General features: G+C 65.5%; 19 protein-coding genes. 12 read left to right on the top strand and 7 right to left on the bottom strand.

Annotation, left to right across the window (positions count from 1 at the left end; all coding sequences use genetic code 11):
* The first annotated feature begins 157 nt into the window (after window positions 1-157).
* The 3 genes from ACM9LZ_RS21970 to murA all read left to right on the top strand — a co-directional run bounded on the left by ACM9LZ_RS21970 (window position 158) and on the right by murA (window position 2,352).
* Window positions 158-328: a hypothetical protein gene (locus ACM9LZ_RS21970; protein WP_416621668.1), complete on the top strand. Its 171-nt coding sequence runs from the start codon at window positions 158-160 to the stop codon at window positions 326-328.
* 97 nt (window positions 329-425) lie between these two features.
* Window positions 426-980 (top strand): dCTP deaminase, encoded by a 555-nt coding sequence (gene dcd / locus ACM9LZ_RS21975; protein ID WP_416621669.1) that lies wholly within the window; start codon window positions 426-428, stop codon window positions 978-980.
* Window positions 981-1,059: 79 nt separating this feature from the next.
* Complete coding sequence (gene murA / locus ACM9LZ_RS21980) at window positions 1,060-2,352, top strand: UDP-N-acetylglucosamine 1-carboxyvinyltransferase (protein ID WP_416621670.1); 1,293 nt, start codon at window positions 1,060-1,062, stop codon at window positions 2,350-2,352.
* Window positions 2,353-2,523: 171 nt separating this feature from the next.
* On the opposite strand, the gene ACM9LZ_RS21985 is transcribed toward murA, so the two are convergent.
* Window positions 2,524-3,534: a glycosyltransferase family 4 protein gene (locus tag ACM9LZ_RS21985; RefSeq protein ID WP_416621671.1), complete on the bottom strand. Its 1,011-nt coding sequence runs from the start codon at window positions 3,532-3,534 to the stop codon at window positions 2,524-2,526.
* The gene (locus tag ACM9LZ_RS21990) at window positions 3,531-4,316 is read right to left on the bottom strand and encodes a UDP-2,3-diacylglucosamine diphosphatase (protein WP_416621685.1); all 786 of its coding nucleotides are present in this window, start codon (window positions 4,314-4,316) and stop codon (window positions 3,531-3,533) included. The genes ACM9LZ_RS21985 and ACM9LZ_RS21990 overlap by 4 nt, the downstream gene beginning before the upstream one ends.
* Before the next feature lie 205 nt (window positions 4,317-4,521).
* On the opposite strand from ACM9LZ_RS21990, the gene ACM9LZ_RS21995 reads away from it, so the two are divergent.
* Window positions 4,522-5,442: a diacylglycerol/lipid kinase family protein gene (locus ACM9LZ_RS21995; RefSeq protein WP_416621672.1), complete on the top strand. Its 921-nt coding sequence runs from the start codon at window positions 4,522-4,524 to the stop codon at window positions 5,440-5,442.
* A gap of 36 nt (window positions 5,443-5,478) precedes the next feature.
* Here ACM9LZ_RS21995 and ACM9LZ_RS22000 read toward each other — a convergent pair whose 3' ends face one another.
* Window positions 5,479-5,817 (bottom strand): hypothetical protein, encoded by a 339-nt coding sequence (locus ACM9LZ_RS22000; RefSeq protein WP_416621673.1) that lies wholly within the window; start codon window positions 5,815-5,817, stop codon window positions 5,479-5,481.
* 378 nt (window positions 5,818-6,195) lie between these two features.
* On the opposite strand from ACM9LZ_RS22000, the gene ACM9LZ_RS22005 reads away from it, so the two are divergent.
* From ACM9LZ_RS22005 to ACM9LZ_RS22030, 6 genes are all read left to right on the top strand, one after another.
* Window positions 6,196-6,756: a F0F1 ATP synthase subunit delta gene (locus ACM9LZ_RS22005; protein ID WP_416621674.1), complete on the top strand. Its 561-nt coding sequence runs from the start codon at window positions 6,196-6,198 to the stop codon at window positions 6,754-6,756.
* On the top strand, window positions 6,756-8,285 hold the full coding sequence (atpA, locus tag ACM9LZ_RS22010; protein WP_416621675.1) for a F0F1 ATP synthase subunit alpha: 1,530 nt from the start codon (window positions 6,756-6,758) through the stop codon (window positions 8,283-8,285). The genes ACM9LZ_RS22005 and atpA overlap by 1 nt, the downstream gene beginning before the upstream one ends.
* Window positions 8,286-8,329: 44 nt before the next feature.
* Entirely contained in the window at window positions 8,330-9,214 is an 885-nt protein-coding gene (locus ACM9LZ_RS22015; protein ID WP_416621676.1) for a F0F1 ATP synthase subunit gamma, read from the top strand.
* A gap of 48 nt (window positions 9,215-9,262) precedes the next feature.
* Window positions 9,263-10,690 (top strand): F0F1 ATP synthase subunit beta, encoded by a 1,428-nt coding sequence (gene atpD, locus ACM9LZ_RS22020; RefSeq protein ID WP_416621677.1) that lies wholly within the window; start codon window positions 9,263-9,265, stop codon window positions 10,688-10,690.
* 87 nt (window positions 10,691-10,777) lie between these two features.
* Window positions 10,778-11,206 (top strand): ATP synthase F1 subunit epsilon, encoded by a 429-nt coding sequence (gene atpC / locus ACM9LZ_RS22025; protein WP_416621678.1) that lies wholly within the window; start codon window positions 10,778-10,780, stop codon window positions 11,204-11,206.
* 186 nt (window positions 11,207-11,392) lie between these two features.
* Window positions 11,393-12,211 (top strand): acyl-ACP desaturase, encoded by an 819-nt coding sequence (locus tag ACM9LZ_RS22030; protein WP_416621679.1) that lies wholly within the window; start codon window positions 11,393-11,395, stop codon window positions 12,209-12,211.
* A gap of 160 nt (window positions 12,212-12,371) precedes the next feature.
* On the opposite strand, the gene ACM9LZ_RS22035 is transcribed toward ACM9LZ_RS22030, so the two are convergent.
* Complete coding sequence (locus tag ACM9LZ_RS22035; RefSeq protein WP_416621680.1) at window positions 12,372-12,932, bottom strand: hypothetical protein; 561 nt, start codon at window positions 12,930-12,932, stop codon at window positions 12,372-12,374.
* 113 nt (window positions 12,933-13,045) lie between these two features.
* Between ACM9LZ_RS22035 and ACM9LZ_RS22040 the strand changes: the two genes are divergently transcribed.
* Window positions 13,046-14,086, top strand: a complete 1,041-nt coding sequence (locus ACM9LZ_RS22040; RefSeq protein ID WP_416621681.1) for a patatin-like phospholipase family protein — start codon at window positions 13,046-13,048, stop codon at window positions 14,084-14,086.
* On the opposite strand, the gene ACM9LZ_RS22045 is transcribed toward ACM9LZ_RS22040, so the two are convergent.
* From ACM9LZ_RS22045 to ACM9LZ_RS22055, 3 genes are all read right to left on the bottom strand, one after another.
* Window positions 14,052-15,470, bottom strand: a complete 1,419-nt coding sequence (locus ACM9LZ_RS22045) for an FAD-binding oxidoreductase (RefSeq protein ID WP_416621682.1) — start codon at window positions 15,468-15,470, stop codon at window positions 14,052-14,054. The two genes, ACM9LZ_RS22040 and ACM9LZ_RS22045, sit on opposite strands and share 35 nt — an antisense overlap.
* A 4-nt stretch (window positions 15,471-15,474) precedes the next feature.
* A complete protein-coding gene (locus tag ACM9LZ_RS22050) occupies window positions 15,475-16,431 on the bottom strand; it encodes an L-threonylcarbamoyladenylate synthase (RefSeq protein WP_416621686.1) in 957 nt (318 codons plus the stop codon).
* A 170-nt stretch (window positions 16,432-16,601) separates the two neighbouring features.
* Complete coding sequence (locus ACM9LZ_RS22055; RefSeq protein ID WP_416621683.1) at window positions 16,602-17,033, bottom strand: VOC family protein; 432 nt, start codon at window positions 17,031-17,033, stop codon at window positions 16,602-16,604.
* A gap of 95 nt (window positions 17,034-17,128) precedes the next feature.
* Here ACM9LZ_RS22055 and parA point away from each other — a divergent pair.
* Window positions 17,129-17,772: ParA family partition ATPase (gene parA / locus ACM9LZ_RS22060; protein WP_416621684.1), on the top strand; the 644-nt coding region annotated here is incomplete at its 3' end.

A 17,772-nucleotide genomic window follows, 5' to 3' on the forward strand; every position in this document is an offset into this window, starting at 1 on the left:
ACCGGGGCGTCACCGCCGCGGTGGGCGGCTATGTGCCACTTCAGCCCCCAGGTCGCAAGCAAAAAAAGGATGAGCGCGTGGATTTTTTCCGCATGCTTGACGTGCGCGGCCGGAAAGGTCAGGAATTCCGCCACTTCCATGCAGGGGAACCGAAGACATGACCTCTCCGCCGCCCAAGAAGGACGACCGCAAGGACCGGCTGGCCCAGGCGCTGCGGGACAATCTGCGCCGCCGCAAGGATCAGGACCGGGCGCGCGAAGCGCAGGAGGCCATGGCAGCCCTTGACGGCGACCCGGCCGAACGGCAGATGCCCGACACCACCGCTTGAGCCGGCTTTGACGCTGGGCTACAAGGTCTTGGGGCGTGCCGCCGGGGTGGCGCCGCCACGGGAAGAACACCCGGGACGTGGATTGTGGGGAACCGACATGCCGATCATGCCCGATAGCTGGATACGGGAGCAGGCGACCAGGCACGGCATGATCGAGCCGTTCGTGGAGGCGCAGAAGCGTGAGGGGGTGATCTCCTACGGCCTGTCCTCCTACGGCTACGACGCCCGCGTCGCGCCGGAATTCAAGATCTTCACCAATGTCGACAATGCCGTCGTCGATCCCAAGCAGTTCGACCAGACCAGCTTTGTCGATCGGGAGACGGATGTCTGCGTCATCCCCCCCAACAGCTTCGTGCTGGCCCGGACCGTGGAATATTTCCGCATCCCGCGCGATGTGCTGGTCGTCTGCCTGGGCAAGTCCACCTACGCCCGCTGCGGCCTGATCGTGAATGTCACGCCGCTGGAACCGGAATGGGAAGGGCATGTGACCCTGGAAATTTCCAATACCACCCCGCTGCCGGCCAAGGTCTATGCCCATGAGGGGCTGTGCCAGTTCCTGTTCTTCCAGGGGGCCAGCCCGTGCGAGGTGTCCTATGCCGACCGGGCCGGCAAATATATGAAACAACGCGGCGTCACGCTGGCGCGTCTCTGATCGTCCCGCCTCCGATCCGCCATCATCACGGCCCAGGGTGCGGGCTGCCTTTATCCTTCTGAACGAAACGATTCTCCCCATGGACAAGCTCCGTATCCGCGGCGGCAACCCGCTGAAGGGCCAGATCACTGTTTCCGGTGCCAAGAATGCGGCCCTGCCGTTGCAGGCGGCCTGCCTTCTGACGGATGAGAAGCTGACGCTGACCAACCTGCCGCTGCTGGCCGACATCACCACCATGAACCGCCTGCTGGCCCAGCACGGGGTGGAGGTGCATATCAACGGCCGCGATGCCTTCGGGTCCAGCGGCCGGTCGGTGGAGCTTTATGCCAACGACATCTTCAACACCACGGCCCCTTACGACCTGGTACGCAAGATGCGGGCCAGCGTGCTGGTGCTGGGGCCGCTGGTGGCGCGTTTCGGCCAGGCCAAGGTCAGCCTGCCCGGCGGCTGCGCCATCGGCACCCGCCCCGTTGACCTGCATATCAAGGGGCTGCAGGCCATGGGTGCGGTGATCGAGATCGAAGGCGGCTATATCCTGGCCAGGGCGCCCGAAGGCGGGCTGGTTGGGGCGGAGTTCGTCTTCCCGCAGGTGTCGGTGGGCGCCACGGAGAACCTGATGATGGCCGCCACGCTGGCCAAGGGCGAGACGGTGCTGGTCAATGCCGCGCGGGAGCCGGAGATCGGTGATCTGGCCCGCTGCCTGATCGCCATGGGGGCGGAGATCGAGGGCATCGGTTCCGACCGTCTGGTGATCAAGGGCAAGGAAAGGCTGCATGGGGCCACCTATGCCGTGTTGCCCGACCGGATCGAGGCCGGCACCTTCGCCATGGCCGCCGCCATCACGGGGGGCGAGCTGGAACTGCTGGGTGCCCGCATGGGCGACCTGAAGGCCGTCGCAAAGACCCTGGCCGGCGCCAATGTGAAGATGACGGAGACGCCCGGCGGCATCATGGTGTCGGCCACGGCCGGCGAGTTGATCGGCGTCGATGTCATGACGGAACCGTTCCCGGGCTTCCCCACCGACCTTCAGGCCCAGATGATGGCGCTGATGTGCGTGGCGCGCGGCGCCTCGATGATCACCGAGACGATCTTCGAGAACCGCTTCATGCATGTGCCGGAACTGTCGCGCATGGGGGCCAACATCACCGTCCATGGCTCGTCCGCCCTGGTACGCGGGGTGCCCAGGCTGACGGGTGCGCCTGTCATGGCCACCGACCTGCGCGCGTCGGTGTCGCTGGTGCTGGCCGGTCTGGCCGCCCAGGGCGAAACGACCGTCAGCCGCATCTATCACCTGGATCGCGGCTATGAGCGGGTGGAGGCCAAGCTGGCCGCCTGTGGGGCGGATATGGAGCGGGTGAAGGAAGAGGATTGATACCCCTTCCTTCGTTCAGTGCCGGCTTCCAGGCTTGCCCGAACGTGCGCTTCAATAGGCCATATCTTCGAGTATATCGGTGAATACGGTTTCAATGGTGTTGCGATCATTTCAACACCATTGTTGTACGAAGCCCTCCCCCGCGCCAAAGGGGCGCGTTGAGCACGACGCTTAAGCCACACCTTTGAACGGCCGCAAGTTTTCCAGGAACTGCTGTGCGCAGGCCCGCCAGGAAAAACCAAGCGCATGGTTGCGGCAGATCGCCGGGTCGATATCCACGGCCTTGAGGCAGGCCGTGCGTAAATCCTCGCTCAACGCCCCTGCCGGGCTGTTCCCGATCACGTCCAGCGGCCCCGGTACGGGGAAGGCGGCAACGGGCAGGCCGGATGCCAGCGCTTCCAGCAGCACCAGCCCGAACGTGTCGGTGCGGGATGGGAAGACGAAGACGTCGGCGGCCGCATAATGCCGGGCCAGGTCTTCGCCATGCTTGGCGCCGACAAAGGTGACCGTCGGGTATTTGGCCTTCAGTTCCGCCAGTTGCGGCCCATCGCCCACCACGACCTTGCTGCCGGGCAGGTCCAGCGACAGGAACGCCTCGATATTCTTCTCCACGGCGACCCGGCCGACGGAAAGGAAAACGGGGCGGGGCAGATGGGCGAAAAGGCCCTTGTCGCGTGGCCGGAACAGGTCGGTATCCACTCCCCGCGACCAGCGCCGGATATTGGTGAAGCCGCGCCGTTGCAGGTCCGCCTCGATGCTGGCGGTTGCCACCATCACTGAATGGGCGGGCGCATGGAAGCGCCGGACGAAGGCGTATGACAGGGACAGCGGCACCGGCGCCCGGTCACGGACATATTCCGGGAACCGGGTGTGATAGGCGGTGGTGAAGGGCAGCTTGCGTTTCAGGCAGTAACGCCGTGCCGCCAATCCCAGCGGGCCTTCGGTGGCGATATGGATCGCATCAGGTTCGGCCGCGTCGATCATCTGCCGAACCCGCCGGCCCGGCGCCAGGGCCAGACGGATTTCCGGGTATGTCGGCATGGGGATGGTGCGGAACCGGTCGGGCGCGATCACCTCCACCACATGGCCCAGCCGTTCCAGTTCGGTCCGTGTCGTGGCCAGGGTCCGCACCACGCCGTTGACCTGCGGATGCCAGGCATCCGTGACGATCAGCAGCTTCACGCCGCGATCTTCACCATCTGGCGGGCGGCGACAATATCCGCCCAGCGCAGTATCTCCAGCCGTCCGTCGGGATGTTCGACCAGTGCGGTGCATGATTCGACCCAATCCCCATCGTTGACATAGAGAACGCCATCCATATCGCGTATCTCGGCATGGTGGATATGGCCGCAGATGACGCCGTCCACCTGCCGCCGCCGCGCCTCGTCGGTCAGGGCGGTCTCATAGTCGCCGATGAATTCGACGGCCTTCTTCGTCTTGTGTTTCAGGTAGGCGGACAGGGACCAGTAGGAGAAGCCCAGCTTCCGCCGTACCTTGTTGAGTGCCGTGTTCAGCCAGAGCAGGAAGGTGTAAGCCGTGTCCCCCACGAAGGCCAGCCAGCGGGCATAGCGGACCACGGCATCGAACTGGTCCCCATGAATGACCAGATACCGCTTGCCGTCGGCCGCCGTATGGATCGTGTCCTCCAGGATGGTCACGCCGCCGAACTGCAGCCCGATATAGTCGCGGAACGCCTCGTCATGATTGCCGGGGATCAGGAAGACCTGGGCGCCCTTGCGGGCACGGCGCAGAATCTTCTGAACGACGTCGTTGTGACTTTGCGGCCAGTACCAGCTTTTCTTCAGGCGCCAACCGTCCACGATATCGCCGACCAGATAAAGAACGTCAGATTCCGTATGTTTCAGGAAATCCAGAAGCATGTCGGCCTGGCATCCCCGTGTTCCTAGATGGATGTCCGAGAGCCAGATGGCGCGAAAGCGCCGCACGTCCCCGTCGCCCAGCATATGTTCCCCCATTGCCGGTCAACCCCAGCCGCCTGTTTTCAGCCTTTCCCACAAAGACTAGCCATAGCGGATCGCGCTATCCTATACCGCCTTATATTGTGTAATGTCAGTGGTATCTGGCGTGTGGCCGGTATTATGAACGGAAACTTCTTATTTTGTTCATATAGGTCGATCATTTATTTCACGAATATATCATGAGGATGTCGTGGAACTGTCACAACGACCCGGCCGGCGATTGGCTGTCATCTTCAACCCCGTGGCGGGCCGCCGCCGGCCGGGGCTGGTGGAAAAGGTGATGGCCGCCGCCACGGATGCGGGGGCCAGCCTGACCTTGCACAGGACGCAGGCCGCGGGCGACGCGACAGGGCTGGCCCGCGACCTGGTCCTGGCCGGTGGCATCGACGGGCTGGTGGCGGCCGGCGGGGACGGCACGATCAACGAGGTCGTGAACGGCATGGCTATGGCCGGGCTGAACGGCCTTCCGCCCCTGGGCCTCGTGCCACTGGGCACGGCCAATGTCCTGGCGCACGAGTTGGGACTGATGGGGTCCGCCTTGCGAATCGGTGCTGGTCTGGCGCGGGGGTTGGTGCGCGATATCCATGCCGGCCAGGCCAACGGGCGCCTGTTCACCATGATGGCCGGGGTCGGGGTGGACGCGCGCGTCGTGGCCGGCATGGACCCGCGGTTGAAGCGGGCCATCGGGAAGGGCGCCTATGCCCTGGGGGGCCTGCGGCACATCATGGCCGGTCCCGGCCTGGATTATGATGTCGAACTGGAGGCGCCCGACGGCACGATGAGCCGGCACAGGGTGGCCAGTTGCATTCTATGCAAAGGTCATTTCTATGCCGGCACCTTTGTCCTGGCGCCCCTCGCCAGACTGGAGGAGCCGGTGCTGCATGCCGTCATGTTTACGCGGCCAGGGCGCCTGCCGGCCCTGACATATGCGGCGTGCATGTCCCTGGGCCGGCTGACCGGCCGGCGCGATGTGGTGGTGCTGCCGGCCATCGCTGCCAGGGTGGTCGGGGCGGTGGGGGAGGGGGTGCAGGGCGACGGGGACATCATTGCCCGGCTGCCTGTCGATATTTCCCTGTGGGAGGGGCGCCTGCGGGTGTTCGGCCCGGCCTGACGACCCCGTCAGCGGGATACGGCAAGGGTCCGCGGGTCACTTTCCGCTGCGGCTGCCGGCACCTTTGCGCTGCGGCGCCTCGTCCGGGTCCATATGGGCCAGACAGTCGATGATGGAGGGGCCCTGCCGGAACTGGTACCAGCCATTGCCATCGTGATAGCTCAGCCGGTAAAGGCCCAGCACATCACGTTCCAGCAGCAGGGTGGGGTTCTGCTTGCCGGGCAGCCAGACCAGCAGCCGGTCATGTTCCGGCGCGGTCACGCGGCTCACGTTTTGCCACAGGCCGCGGCGTTGGCGATCGACGGCGATGTTGCCCCAGGCCAGAAGGTCTGTGGGGGTGAAACGCTGGCGGGCGAAGGGCAGAATGACGCACATGATGCGAACCCTGGAACAGCGCATGGCACGATGCCTGCGCAACAGGGCCATCGTCGGGTCCCCTTGCTTAAGGCGTCCTTAATCGCCGCCGGTGCAAAAGAATAGGGCTTCCAATGCGCATTTCGGCCGGCCATGCATTTTTGCACCTGCTCACTGCGCAGGGGCGACCAAGGTCGTAAACCGGCCCGTTTCCTGGCTGTTCGGGCCGGAAGCGGTGCAAAACCGCATACCCCCAATCCACAGGCACGCTGTTGCGTAGGGGCCGGGGCTGTGTTACATGCTCGCTCGCTCGACACCGGAGGGTCCTCCCCCGGTATGGCCGATCATTGCTAACGTCCTGAAATTATTCAGGTCCACGGACTTTAACCGAGGTACCCAGTGGCAGCCGAAGGGACTGGCGTCTCCGAACTCGCCTCGCGCTATGCGAGCGCCCTGTTCGATCTCGCGGATGGGCAGCAGGCCCTGGACCAGACGGCCCAGGATCTGACGTCCGTCAAGGCTCTGCTTGCTGAAAGCGCGGAACTCCGCCGCTTGATCGGCAGCCCGCTACTCGCCCGTGACGAACAGGAGCGTGCGATGGACGCCGTCCTGGTCGCGGCCGGTGTGGGCGAGCTTGTGCGCAGGTTTGTGGGGCTGGTGGCGAAGAATCGCCGACTGGCCGCGCTGCCGGGCATGATCGACGGCTTTCTGGCCGAACTGGCCCGTCGTCGTGGCGAGGTCACGGCTCGCGTGACCGTCGCGCGCCCGCTGACCGATGCCCAATGGGCCGAGCTGGCCGAATTGCTGAACAAGAGCGAGGGCGGCAACGTCAAGCTCGATGTCTGGGTCGACCCGTCGCTGATCGGCGGGATGATCGTCAAAATCGGTTCCCGCATGGTGGATAGCTCCGTGCGTACCAAGCTCAATAAGCTGAAACTCGCCATGAAAGGGGTTGGATAATGGAAATCCGCGCCGCTGAGATTTCCGCGATCCTGAAGCAGCAGATCGCGAACTTCGGCACCGAAGCCGATGTCGCCGAAGTGGGCCAGGTGCTGTCCATCGGTGACGGCGTGGCCCGTATCCATGGCCTGGACAAGGTCCAGGCCGGCGAGATGGTTGAATTCCCCGGCGGGGTCAAGGGCATGGCCCTGAACCTCGAAACCGACAATGTCGGCGTGGTGATCTTCGGCTCCGACCGGGCCATCAAGGAAGGCGACACCGTCAAGCGCACCGGCGCCATCGTGGAGGTTCCCGTGGGCCGTGGCCTGCTGGGCCGCGTTGTCGACGGTCTGGGCAACCCGATTGATGGCAAGGGTCCGCTGACCGACGTGACCCGCCAGCGCGTGGAAGTGAAGGCTCCGGGCATCATCCCGCGCAAGTCGGTGCATGAGCCGATGCAGACCGGCCTGAAGGCGATTGACGCCCTGGTGCCCGTCGGCCGTGGCCAGCGCGAGCTGATCATCGGTGACCGCCAGACCGGCAAGACCGCCATCGCTCTGGATACCTTCATCAACCAGAAGGGCATCAACAAGGGCGACGACGAGAGCAAGAAGCTCTACTGCATCTATGTCGCCGTGGGCCAGAAGCGCTCCACGGTCGCGCAGATCGTGAAGACCCTGGAAGAAAACGGCGCGCTGGAATATTCCATCGTCGTGGCCGCCACCGCTTCCGAGCCGGCGCCCTTGCAGTTCCTGGCCCCCTACACGGGTGCGGCCATGGGCGAGTTCTTCCGCGACAACGGCATGCACGCCCTGATCGTTTATGACGATCTGTCCAAGCAGGCCGTCGCCTACCGTCAGATGTCGCTGCTGCTGCGCCGTCCGCCGGGCCGCGAAGCCTATCCCGGCGACGTGTTCTATCTGCACAGCCGCCTGCTGGAACGCGCCGCCAAGCTGAACGACGCCAATGGCGCCGGCTCGCTGACGGCCCTGCCGGTCATCGAGACCCAGGCCGGTGACGTGTCCGCCTACATCCCGACGAACGTGATCTCGATCACCGACGGCCAGATCTTCCTGGAAACGGGCCTGTTCTATCGCGGCATCCGCCCTGCCATCAACGTCGGTCTGTCGGTTTCCCGCGTGGGTTCGGCCGCCCAGATCAAGGCGATGAAGCAGGTTGCCGGCACCATCAAGCTGGAACTGGCCCAGTATCGTGAAATGGCTGCCTTCGCGCAGTTCGCTTCCGATCTGGACGCCACGACCCAGCGTCTGCTGAGCCGCGGTGCGCGCCTGACGGAGCTGCTGAAGCAGCCCCAGTTCAAGCCGATGCCCGTGGAAGAGCAGGTCGTGTCGATCTTCGCCGGCGTGAAGGGCTACCTGGACAAGATCCCGGCGAACGACGTGAACCGGTTCGAAGCCCGCTTCCTGGACGAAATCCGGGCCAAGGGTGCCGACATCCTGGCCACGATCCGCAACGAGAAGGCGATCTCCAAGGAAACCGAAGAGAAGCTGAAGGCTTTCCTCGACGGCTTCACCAAGGTTTTCGCCTGATCCAAGCACCCGGCAACGGGGCGAATTGAGAGCGTAGGGCTGTCATGCCGAGCTTGAAGGACATCCGAAACCGGATCGCCAGCGTCAAGTCGACGCAGAAGATCACGTCGGCCATGAAGATGGTCGCGGCCAGCAAGCTGCGCCGCGCCCAGGAGCAGGCGGAAGCCGGCCGGCCCTATGCCGATCGCATGGGGCGTATGCTGACGTCCCTTTCCGCCAATGTGGCGGGCGGCCCCGGTGGCCCCCGCCTGATGACCGGAACGGGCAGCGATCAGACCCACCTGCTGGTGGTGATGACTGGTGACCGTGGTCTGTGCGGCGGTTTCAACAGCTCCGTCGTCCGCGAGACACGTCGCACCATCCTGCGCCTGCAGGCCGAGGGCAAGAGTGTCAAGCTGCTGACCGTGGGCCGCAAGGGCCGCGATCTGCTGCGGCGCGAGTTCCCGTCGCTGATCGTCGCCGGGTTCGAAGAGGTGGGCAAGAAGAAGCTCTCCTTCGCCGACGCCGACCGCGTCACGGCGAAGATCCTGGAGCTGTTCGATGCCGGCCAGTTCGATGTGGCGACCATCGTCTACAACAAGTTCAAGTCGGCGATGACCCAGATCGTGACCCTGCAGCAGGTGGTGCCCTTCGCGGCGCCCGAAGTGGCAGGCGACACGGCCACGGAAGCCGGCGCCGTTTACGAGTTCGAGCCGAGCGAGGAGGCCATTCTGGCCGACCTGCTGCCGCGTAATCTGGCCATCCAGGTTTATTCAGCATTGCTGGAGAGCGCTGCGTCGTTCTTCGGCGCGCAGATGACCGCGATGGACAATGCCACGCGCAACGCCGGCGAGATGATCAAGAAGTACACGCTGGTCTACAACCGCACCCGCCAGGCTTCGATCACCAAGGAACTGATCGAAATCATCTCCGGCGCGGAAGCGTTGTAAACCCACCCGCATTCACGACGAAGTCAAGGTTCCGAGGGAGCTTACCCCATGGCTAACAACAGCAACGCGGTCGGCCGCATCACGCAGGTTCTGGGCGCCGTCGTGGACGTGCAGTTCAGCGGCGAACTGCCGCCGATCCTGAACGCGCTCCATACCCAGAACGAGGGCAAGACCCTGGTGCTGGAAGTGGCGCAGCACCTGGGTGAGAACACCGTCCGCACCATCGCCATGGACACGACGGACGGCCTGGTTCGCGGCAACGAGGTCAGCGACACCGGCGCCCCGATCCAGATGCCCGTCGGCCCGGCCACCCTGGGTCGCATCCTGAACGTCATCGGCGAGCCGATCGACGAGCGTGGCCCGGTCGGTAACGACAAGGTCCTGTCGATCCACCGCGACGCGCCGGACTTCGTCGAGCAGGCGACCGACGCCGCCCTGCTGATCACCGGCATCAAGGTCATCGACCTGCTGGCCCCGTACCTGAAGGGCGGCAAGATCGGCCTGTTCGGTGGCGCGGGCGTGGGCAAGACCGTGACCATTCAGGAACTGATCAACAACGTCGCGAAGGCGCACGGTGGTATGTCGGTTTTCGCCGGCGTGGGTGAGCGCACCCGCGAAGGCAACGACCTGTACCACGAAATGATCGACGCCGGCGTCATCAAGACCGACGGCCCGGGCTCCAAGGTGGCCCTGGTGTATGGTCAGATGAACGAGCCGCCGGGTGCGCGTGCCCGCGTCGCCCTGTCCGGCCTGACCATCGCTGAATATTTCCGCGATGAAGAAGGCCAGGACGTGCTGTTCTTCGTGGATAATATCTTCCGCTTCACCCAGGCGGGTGCCGAGATGTCGGCGCTGCTGGGCCGTATCCCGTCGGCCGTGGGCTACCAGCCCACGCTGTCCACCGACATGGGCGGCCTGCAGGAGCGTATCACCTCGACCAAGAAGGGCTCGATCACGTCCGTGCAGGCCATTTACGTGCCCGCCGACGATCTGACCGACCCGGCCCCGGCCACGTCATTCGCCCACCTGGACGCCACGACGGTGTTGAGCCGTTCCATCGCCGAAATGGCCATTTTCCCGGCCGTGGATCCGCTGGACAGCACGTCGCGCGCCCTGGACCCCCGCATCGTCGGTGAGGACCATTACAACACCGCCCGCAAGGTTCAGCAGGTGTTGCAGCAGTACAAGGCTCTGCAGGACATCATCGCGATCCTGGGCATGGACGAACTGTCGGAAGAGGATAAGCTGGTCGTGGCCCGTGCCCGCAAGATCCAGCGTTTCCTGTCCCAGCCGTTCCATGTGGCTGAAGTGTTCACTGGTACCCCGGGCGTTCTGGTTTCCCTGGAAGACACCATCAAGGGCTTCAAGGGCATCGTGAACGGCGACTACGACCATCTGCCGGAAGCCGCCTTCTACATGGTCGGCACCATCGAGCAGGCTGTCGAGAAGGCCCGCAAGATGGCCGAGGCCGCCTGAGGTTTGTAGCCTAGTGCCCGTCCGGATCCTGGTCTGTGCAGGCCGGGGCCGGACGGGTTTCCTATGAGATTGCGCAGGGTTCAGACCATGGCCGACAAGGTTGAATTCGAACTGGTGTCGCCGGAGAAGCTGCTGGTGTCGCAGCCGGTGCATATGGTGGTGGTCCCCGGAGCCGAGGGCTTCCTGGGCGTGCTGCCGGGTCATGCCCCGATGATCGTCACGGTGAAGCCGGGGATCATCGACATCTATGCCAACGACATGGCGACCATCACCCAGCGCATCTTCGTGGCCGGTGGCTTCTGCGAGGTGACCGCCACGCGGGTGACCATCCTGGCCGAGGAAGCGGCCGAACTGGACACCGTGCGCGGCCTGGATCGCGCAACCCTGGAAAAGCAGATGGGTGACCTGTCGGAGGATCTGGCCCTGGCCAAGTCCGACGTCGAACGCGCCGCCATCGAAGGCAAGCTGGCTGTTCTGCAGGCGAAGCTGGACGTGCAGACCGCCACCCTGCATTGATGCGGGGTGCGGAGCGGACGGCCGGAGACGTCACATATCTGTCACGTTTTCGTCTGGATGCGAGCGATTATCACGGGGGCGCCTTGCGCCCCCGTTGCTTTTTGGGCTGATATCCCCAATCTGTCATCAAACACGGGCGCCGTCACGCGCCACCCTTTCCGTTGCTTCTGGAAGAGTATCGGCATCATGGCGAATGCGCATTGGACGATCGAGGGCCTGCCTTGGGACAAGCTGGACCCCGCCAAGGCCACACCGGAGATGCTGAAGCTGGCCAAGGCTGCCGCCCTGGTTGAGTATAACGGCCATATCTATGCCGATTACCTGTGCAATATCTTCCGCGATGATCCGGTCTTCTGCCAGGTGGCCCGCGACTGGGCCGTGGAGGAGGTGCAGCACGGGGAGGCACTTGGGACCTGGGCCGCGCGCATCGATCCCTCCTGGGACTTCCAGGCCGCCGTGCAGCGCTTCCGCGACGGGTACCAGATCGATATCCATGCGATGGACAGCAAGCGCGGCAGCCGCGCCGGTGAACTGGTGAGCCGCTGCATCGTGGAAACGGGCACGTCGAGCTATTACACCGCCTTGGCCGAAGCCACCGATGAGCCGGTCTTCAAGCAAATCTGCAAGCATATCGCCGCGGACGAGCTGCGGCATTACAAGCTGTTCTATGATCACCTGAAGCGCTATCTCAACGCTGAAAAGCTCAATCGCCTGCAAAGGCTGATGATCAGCCTGTCGCGGATCAACGAGACGGAGGATGATGAATTATCCTATGCCTTCTATGCCGCGAACTACTGGACCCGTCCTTATGCCAGGGCGGAGAACAATGCGGAATACACGGCGCTGGCCTATGCCTATTACAAGCCGCAGCATCTGGACCGCATGGTCGGCATGGTATTCAAGGCATCGGGCCTGAAGCCGCATACCTGGTTGCACAGCGCAGCCGCCCGCTTCGCCTATTCCCGCATGCGCAAGAAGGCCGAAGCCGCCCGGGCCGCGGCCTGATCATGCGCAAAGCGGGCCACCGGGGCTTACCCCGGTGCCCCGCTTTCACCATTCCTTATCGCAAAACGGTATGAGGCTTTATTATACCAACATGCGATGAGTTCTACTCATCGCATGTTGGTATTAGCCTTTGGCTTTGTTGGAATGTGCTATCCGGCAGTCAATGCAGCCGGTGAACCGTGCGGCTGCTCGATACGAAGTCAAACTCCCCCTCCGACAGGCCGTCGCGCAGCAATGACAGCAGGCTGGCGGCGTCCGGCGTGCCGCCCAGGCTGTTCAGTAAGGCCGTCGCCAGTTCCGGTGCGAGCAGCGGAAGGCCGCTATTGCCGGGTATCAGGTTGTTGAGCAGCAGCCCGCTATCCACTGCATCCAGCATGATGGTCGTGGCGGGTCCGGCGGAAAGTGCCGCGGGCAGCGGCACGGGAGCGGGCTCGGCCCCGTGGCGTTCGATATGGCGCAGATTACGTTCCAGGATCTCGTTGCTGACGGGTCCATCGACGAACTGCTGGGCAAGGTTGGTTCCGCCCGCCTCGTCCAGGATATGATGAAGCCGGCGCAGGGCCGACAGGATCGCGGCGGCCAGTTCCGGGCCCTGGGCGCGGTGGCTGGCATGCTGGATGGCGGAACGGATCAGTTGCGGCACCGGGTGCGTCATGGCGATATCCTCCTGTGAGCGATACCGGTTGCGGGACAGGGTCAGTACCGGACCCCGATCGGGCATCCGGCACTGACCCGATAAAGCAGGTGGGCATCCGGAATGGATGGTTCAAGCCGCCGGGGCGACGGGGCCTGTGACCTGTGGTATTATGCTGCACCGCAACATCGGAGCCGACCATGGTATTCAAACGGATCATACGGCGTCTGGAAGGCCTTCGGACGGCCGGTTCCAATCGCCCTGGCGGTATTGCGCTGGCCTTGCAGGGTGGCGGCTCACTGGGCGCCTTCACCTGGGGCGTTCTGGATCGTCTGTTGGATGAACCTGATTTCCGCCCCTCCAGGTTGAGTGGGGCATCGGCCGGGGCCGTCAATGCCGCGGCCTTTGCTGCCGGCTGGGCTACGGACGGCCCCGAAGGGGCGCGGAACGGGCTGGATCGGGTCTGGCGCCGGGTCGGGGAATGCGGGGTCGGCTCGCTGGGCTTCTGCCCTACCTGGGCGCAGAGCGGTTTGACCCATGCCGTGAACAATGCGGCCTTTGCCATGGCGACACGGTTCTTCTCGCCCTATGCCCTCAACCCGCTGGGCTTCAACCCGTTGCGGTCGATCCTGCTGGAGGAGGTGGACTTTCAGGCGTTGCGGCTGCCTTCGGCCCCGCCCCTCATCATCTCCGCCACGCGGGTCAGCGACGGTCAGCCCCAGCTTTTTGGCAATGAAAACGTGGACATCGATTCGCTGCTGGCCTCCACCACATTGCCCACGCTGCATCAGGCCGTGGAAATCGAGGGCGAGGCCTATTGGGACGGGGGCTACACGCTGAACCCGCCCATCCGAGCGTTGCTGGACGGCCCTTCCGTCGGTCAGGTGCTTGTGGTGCAGGCCATGGCGAACTGCACCGATGCCACGCCGCGCACCGCGTCGGCGATTCGCGAGCGGTTGAACCAGATTACCTTTTCCCGTCCCCTGGAAGCCGAGATCGCCCTGGTGCGCGAGGTGCTGAGCCATGGTGAGGGGCCGGAACAGCTTGATATCCTGTCCATCGATCCGCAGGCGCCGGGTCTGGATGATCTGACAGGCCTGCGTATCGACATGGATTACCTGCTGGCCTTGAAGGCGCATGGGCGGGCGCAGGCGGCGGCTTGGCTGGAACCACGGCCGGCGACGGGGAAGGAGGAAGTGGTCGCCGTCAGGACGGCGGCAGCATCTTCCCCGGATTCATGATCCCCGTCGGGTCGAGCAGTTCCTTCAGGGATCGCATCAGGTCCAGTTCCACGGGATCCTTGATGCGGACCATCTCTCCCGCCTTCAGGTTGCCGATGCCATGTTCGGCACTGATGCTGCCGCCATGTGCCAGGGCGCTGGCATGGATCAGGCCGGCGATGGCCGGCGCGTGCGCCAGATAGGCGGCGGTGTCCATCCCGGCGGGGCGGCCGACATTGAAATGAATGTTGCCGTCCCCGACATGGCCGAACGGGTAGGGCCGGATGCCCGGCATGTACGCGGCGACGGCGGCCAGCGTGGTCGCCACGAAATCGGGGATGCGGCTGACGGGGACCGATATGTCGGTATGCACGGCGCCGCCGATCTTGCGCCCGATCTCGGGCAGGCTTTCACGGATCAGCCACAGCTTGCGGGTCTGTTCCAGGCTGTCGGCGAAGATGGCGTCGGTAACGAAACCTTGCTCCAGCGCCGTCTCCAGCACGGCTTCCACCTGCCGCCGCAGCAGCGGTCCCGCCATGCCGCTGCCGGCCTCCATCAGCACGTACCAGGGTGACGGTTCTGCCAGCGGGTCCTGTTCCCGCCCCAGTATGTCCCGCGACCCGTCGAAGGTGAAACGAGGCATCAGTTCGAAGGCCGACAGGCTGTCGCCCGTGCCGGTGCGGGCCAGGCCCAGCAGGGCAAGGGCGGCGGCGGGGTCGGGCACGGCGACCAGCGCCGTTTCCACCTGTCTTGGCCTTGGGTACAGCTTCAGCGACGCGGCGGTGATGATGCCAAGGGTGCCTTCGGCCCCCAGGAACAGATGCTTCAGATCATAACCGCTATTGTCCTTGCGCAGGGTGCGCAGCCCGTTCCAGACGCGGCCGTCGGGCAGGACCACCTCCAGCCCCAGGACAAGGTCGCGTGCATTGCCATAGCGCAGGGTGAGGATGCCACCGGCATTGCTGGACAGGGCGCCCCCCAGCATGCAGGTTCCCTCCGACCCCAGCGACAGGGGCAGGTATCGGTCTGCGGCGGCGGCGGCGGCCTGCAGGTCGGCCAGGACGCAGCCTGCCTCCGCCGTCAGCGTGTGGTCCGCCGGATCCAGCGCGCGGACACGGTTCAGCCGGCCCAGATTGAGAATGAGCGACCCCATCCCCGGTATCGCCACGGTGCCGCCCACCAGGCCCGTATTGCCACCCTGCGGCACCAGCGGCACGCGATCTTGCGCGCAGAGGCGGGTGATGGCCGCAACCTCCGCCGTGCTGCCGGGGCGCAGGACGGCCAGCGGCCGGCTTTCCTGCCGCCGGCGCCAGTCGAAGGCATAGGGCGCCATGGCGTCGCCCGTCAGCACATGATCGGGGCCGATCAGGGCGGCGAGCCGGCCGGGCAGGTCGTCCCGCATCATCGGTTCAGCCCCGCGGCGCCGCGGCGCGGCGCAGCCGGTCGTTTATCGCGGCGCCCAGCCCCCTGTCGGGGACGGGCATGACGGCGATGCCCGACAGGCCGGGCCGGTCCAGCGCCCGCAGCATCGCGAAGAGGTTGGCCGCCGCCTCCGTCAGGTCGCCGGTCGCGGACAGGTTCAGCCGCACCGCGCCGCCGCGCAGGAACTGATCGGGGCCGAAGGCCAGCAGCGCCTCGTCGGCTGCCACATCGGTCGCATCCAGCCGCACGGGCAGGCCGGGCGCGTAATGGCTGGTCATCATGCCCGGCGCCTTCACCCCATCGGCCGCCGTGGCCAGATCGACCGGGCCCAGCACGGCTTCGAGTTCCTCCTTCGTCACCGAACCGGGGCGCAGCAGCAGGGGGCGTTCCCCCGTCAGGTCCAGCACCGTCGATTCCACGCCGATGGTGCAGCGCCCGCCGGCGAGGATCAGCTTCAGCCGGGCGCCGCCGCCATCGGGAAACTCGTCCGCCACATGCATGGGCGTGGTGGGGCTGACATGCCCGGAACGGTTGGCGGAAGGGGCGGCGACGGGGCGGCCGCAGGTCCGCAGCAACGCCTGTGCCACGGGATGGGCGGGGCTGCGCAGGGCCACGGTATCCAGCCCCGCTGACACCAGCAGCGACAGGCGTGCCGCCGGCCGGCGCGGCAGCACCAAAGTCAACGGGCCGGGCCACCACAATTCCATGGCACGGCGCGCACGCTCATCGACCCTGGCATAGGCATCGGCCGCGGCGGCATCGACCACATGCACGATCAGCGGGTTGAAGCTGGGGCGGCCCTTGGCGGCGAAGATCGACGCGACGGCGGCGTCATTGCCCGCATCCCCGCCCAGGCCATAGACGGTTTCGGTCGGCAGGGCCACAAGACCGCCCGCCGCCAGGATACCGGCCGCCTCGGCATAGGCGGCCGGGCCGGGCGGCATCACGCGCGGACGGTCGGTATGCGGCGGCGGGACCGGCGGCGCATGGTCATGGGTGGGATCGTCGCAGCAATGATCGTGGGGCACGGGTTCGGGTTCCTGACGGTATCGGGCGCAAGGATAGACCCTGGCCGTTCCCCGATCACGGGCTTTCCATGCAAAGCCCGGCCGCGTCAGGCAAGGCCCGGCTTCAGCGAGAAGACCACGCCCCAGCCGTCCGGATCCTCGAAACAGATGGCACGCGGGTGCCAGTAGGGGTTTTCTGCGGTCACGGGCACGCCGCCGCGCGCCTGGATGGCGGTGGCCACCGCGTCCAGCCCGGCCCGGCTGTCGACATAAAGGACCAGCAGATTGTCGCGGGTGGGTGCGGGGCAGGGGCTGCCGTCCCGGTGCTGGGTGAATTCAAGATGCACATCCCAGCCGGGAAGCCCGATCATCACCCCGTCATAGCCCGCATGGGTACCGTCGTCGGTCCAGCCGCCGATGACGGGCAGGCCGATCACGTCGCGATAGAAGGCGGTCACCGCGGCCAGCCGGTCGGTGGGCCGTGCCACGCGCAGACGGGTGACGGGCAGGTGCCCGGGCCAGGGGGTGGGATCGATCATGATGCGCATATCCGGTTGTTGCGGTGCGATACTTGCCGCGCCCGCCCCTTGCGGGCACACTGCCGGCGATCACTGGTCGAACCGAAGGATCGGGCATGGCGGGGCGCGTCATCACCATCGCACAACAAAAGGGCGGGGCTGGCAAGACCACGCTGGCCATCCATCTGGCCGTCACCTGGGTGCTGGCCGGACGGTCGGTGGCCCTGGTCGATATCGACCCTCAGGGCAGCCTGTCGGCATGGTACGGGCAGCGCCAGTCGCTGATGGGGCCGGAACAGACCGGCCTGACCCACCTGCAGATTTCCGGCTGGCGTACCCAGCGGGAGGTGGAGCGGCTGGCCAGGACCCACGACATCGTGGTCATCGACAGCCCGCCCCATGCCGAAACCGATGCCCGCATCGCCGTGCGCACGGCATCGCTGGTTGTGGTGCCCGTGCAGCCCAGCCCCATGGACCTGTGGGCCACGCGGCCCACGCTGGATCTGGCGCTGGCCGAAAAGCGACCGGCGCTTCTGGTGTTGAACCGTGTGCCGGCGCGCGGCCGGCTGGTGGATGCCGTGGCGGAAAAGGCGGCGGAATTGGGTGTGCCGGTGGCGACGGCCCATCTGGGCAACCGCATCGGCTTCGCCGGATCGCTGATGGACGGGCTGACCCTGGCGGAAACCGACCCGCGCTCGAAAGGTGTGGAGGAACTGGCGTTGCTGGCCGCGGAAATCTGGGCCGCGGCCCCTCAGGACTG

It is taken from the genome of Niveispirillum fermenti, from assembly GCF_048066175.1.
Classification (GTDB): Bacteria; Pseudomonadota; Alphaproteobacteria; order Azospirillales; family Azospirillaceae; genus Niveispirillum; species Niveispirillum fermenti.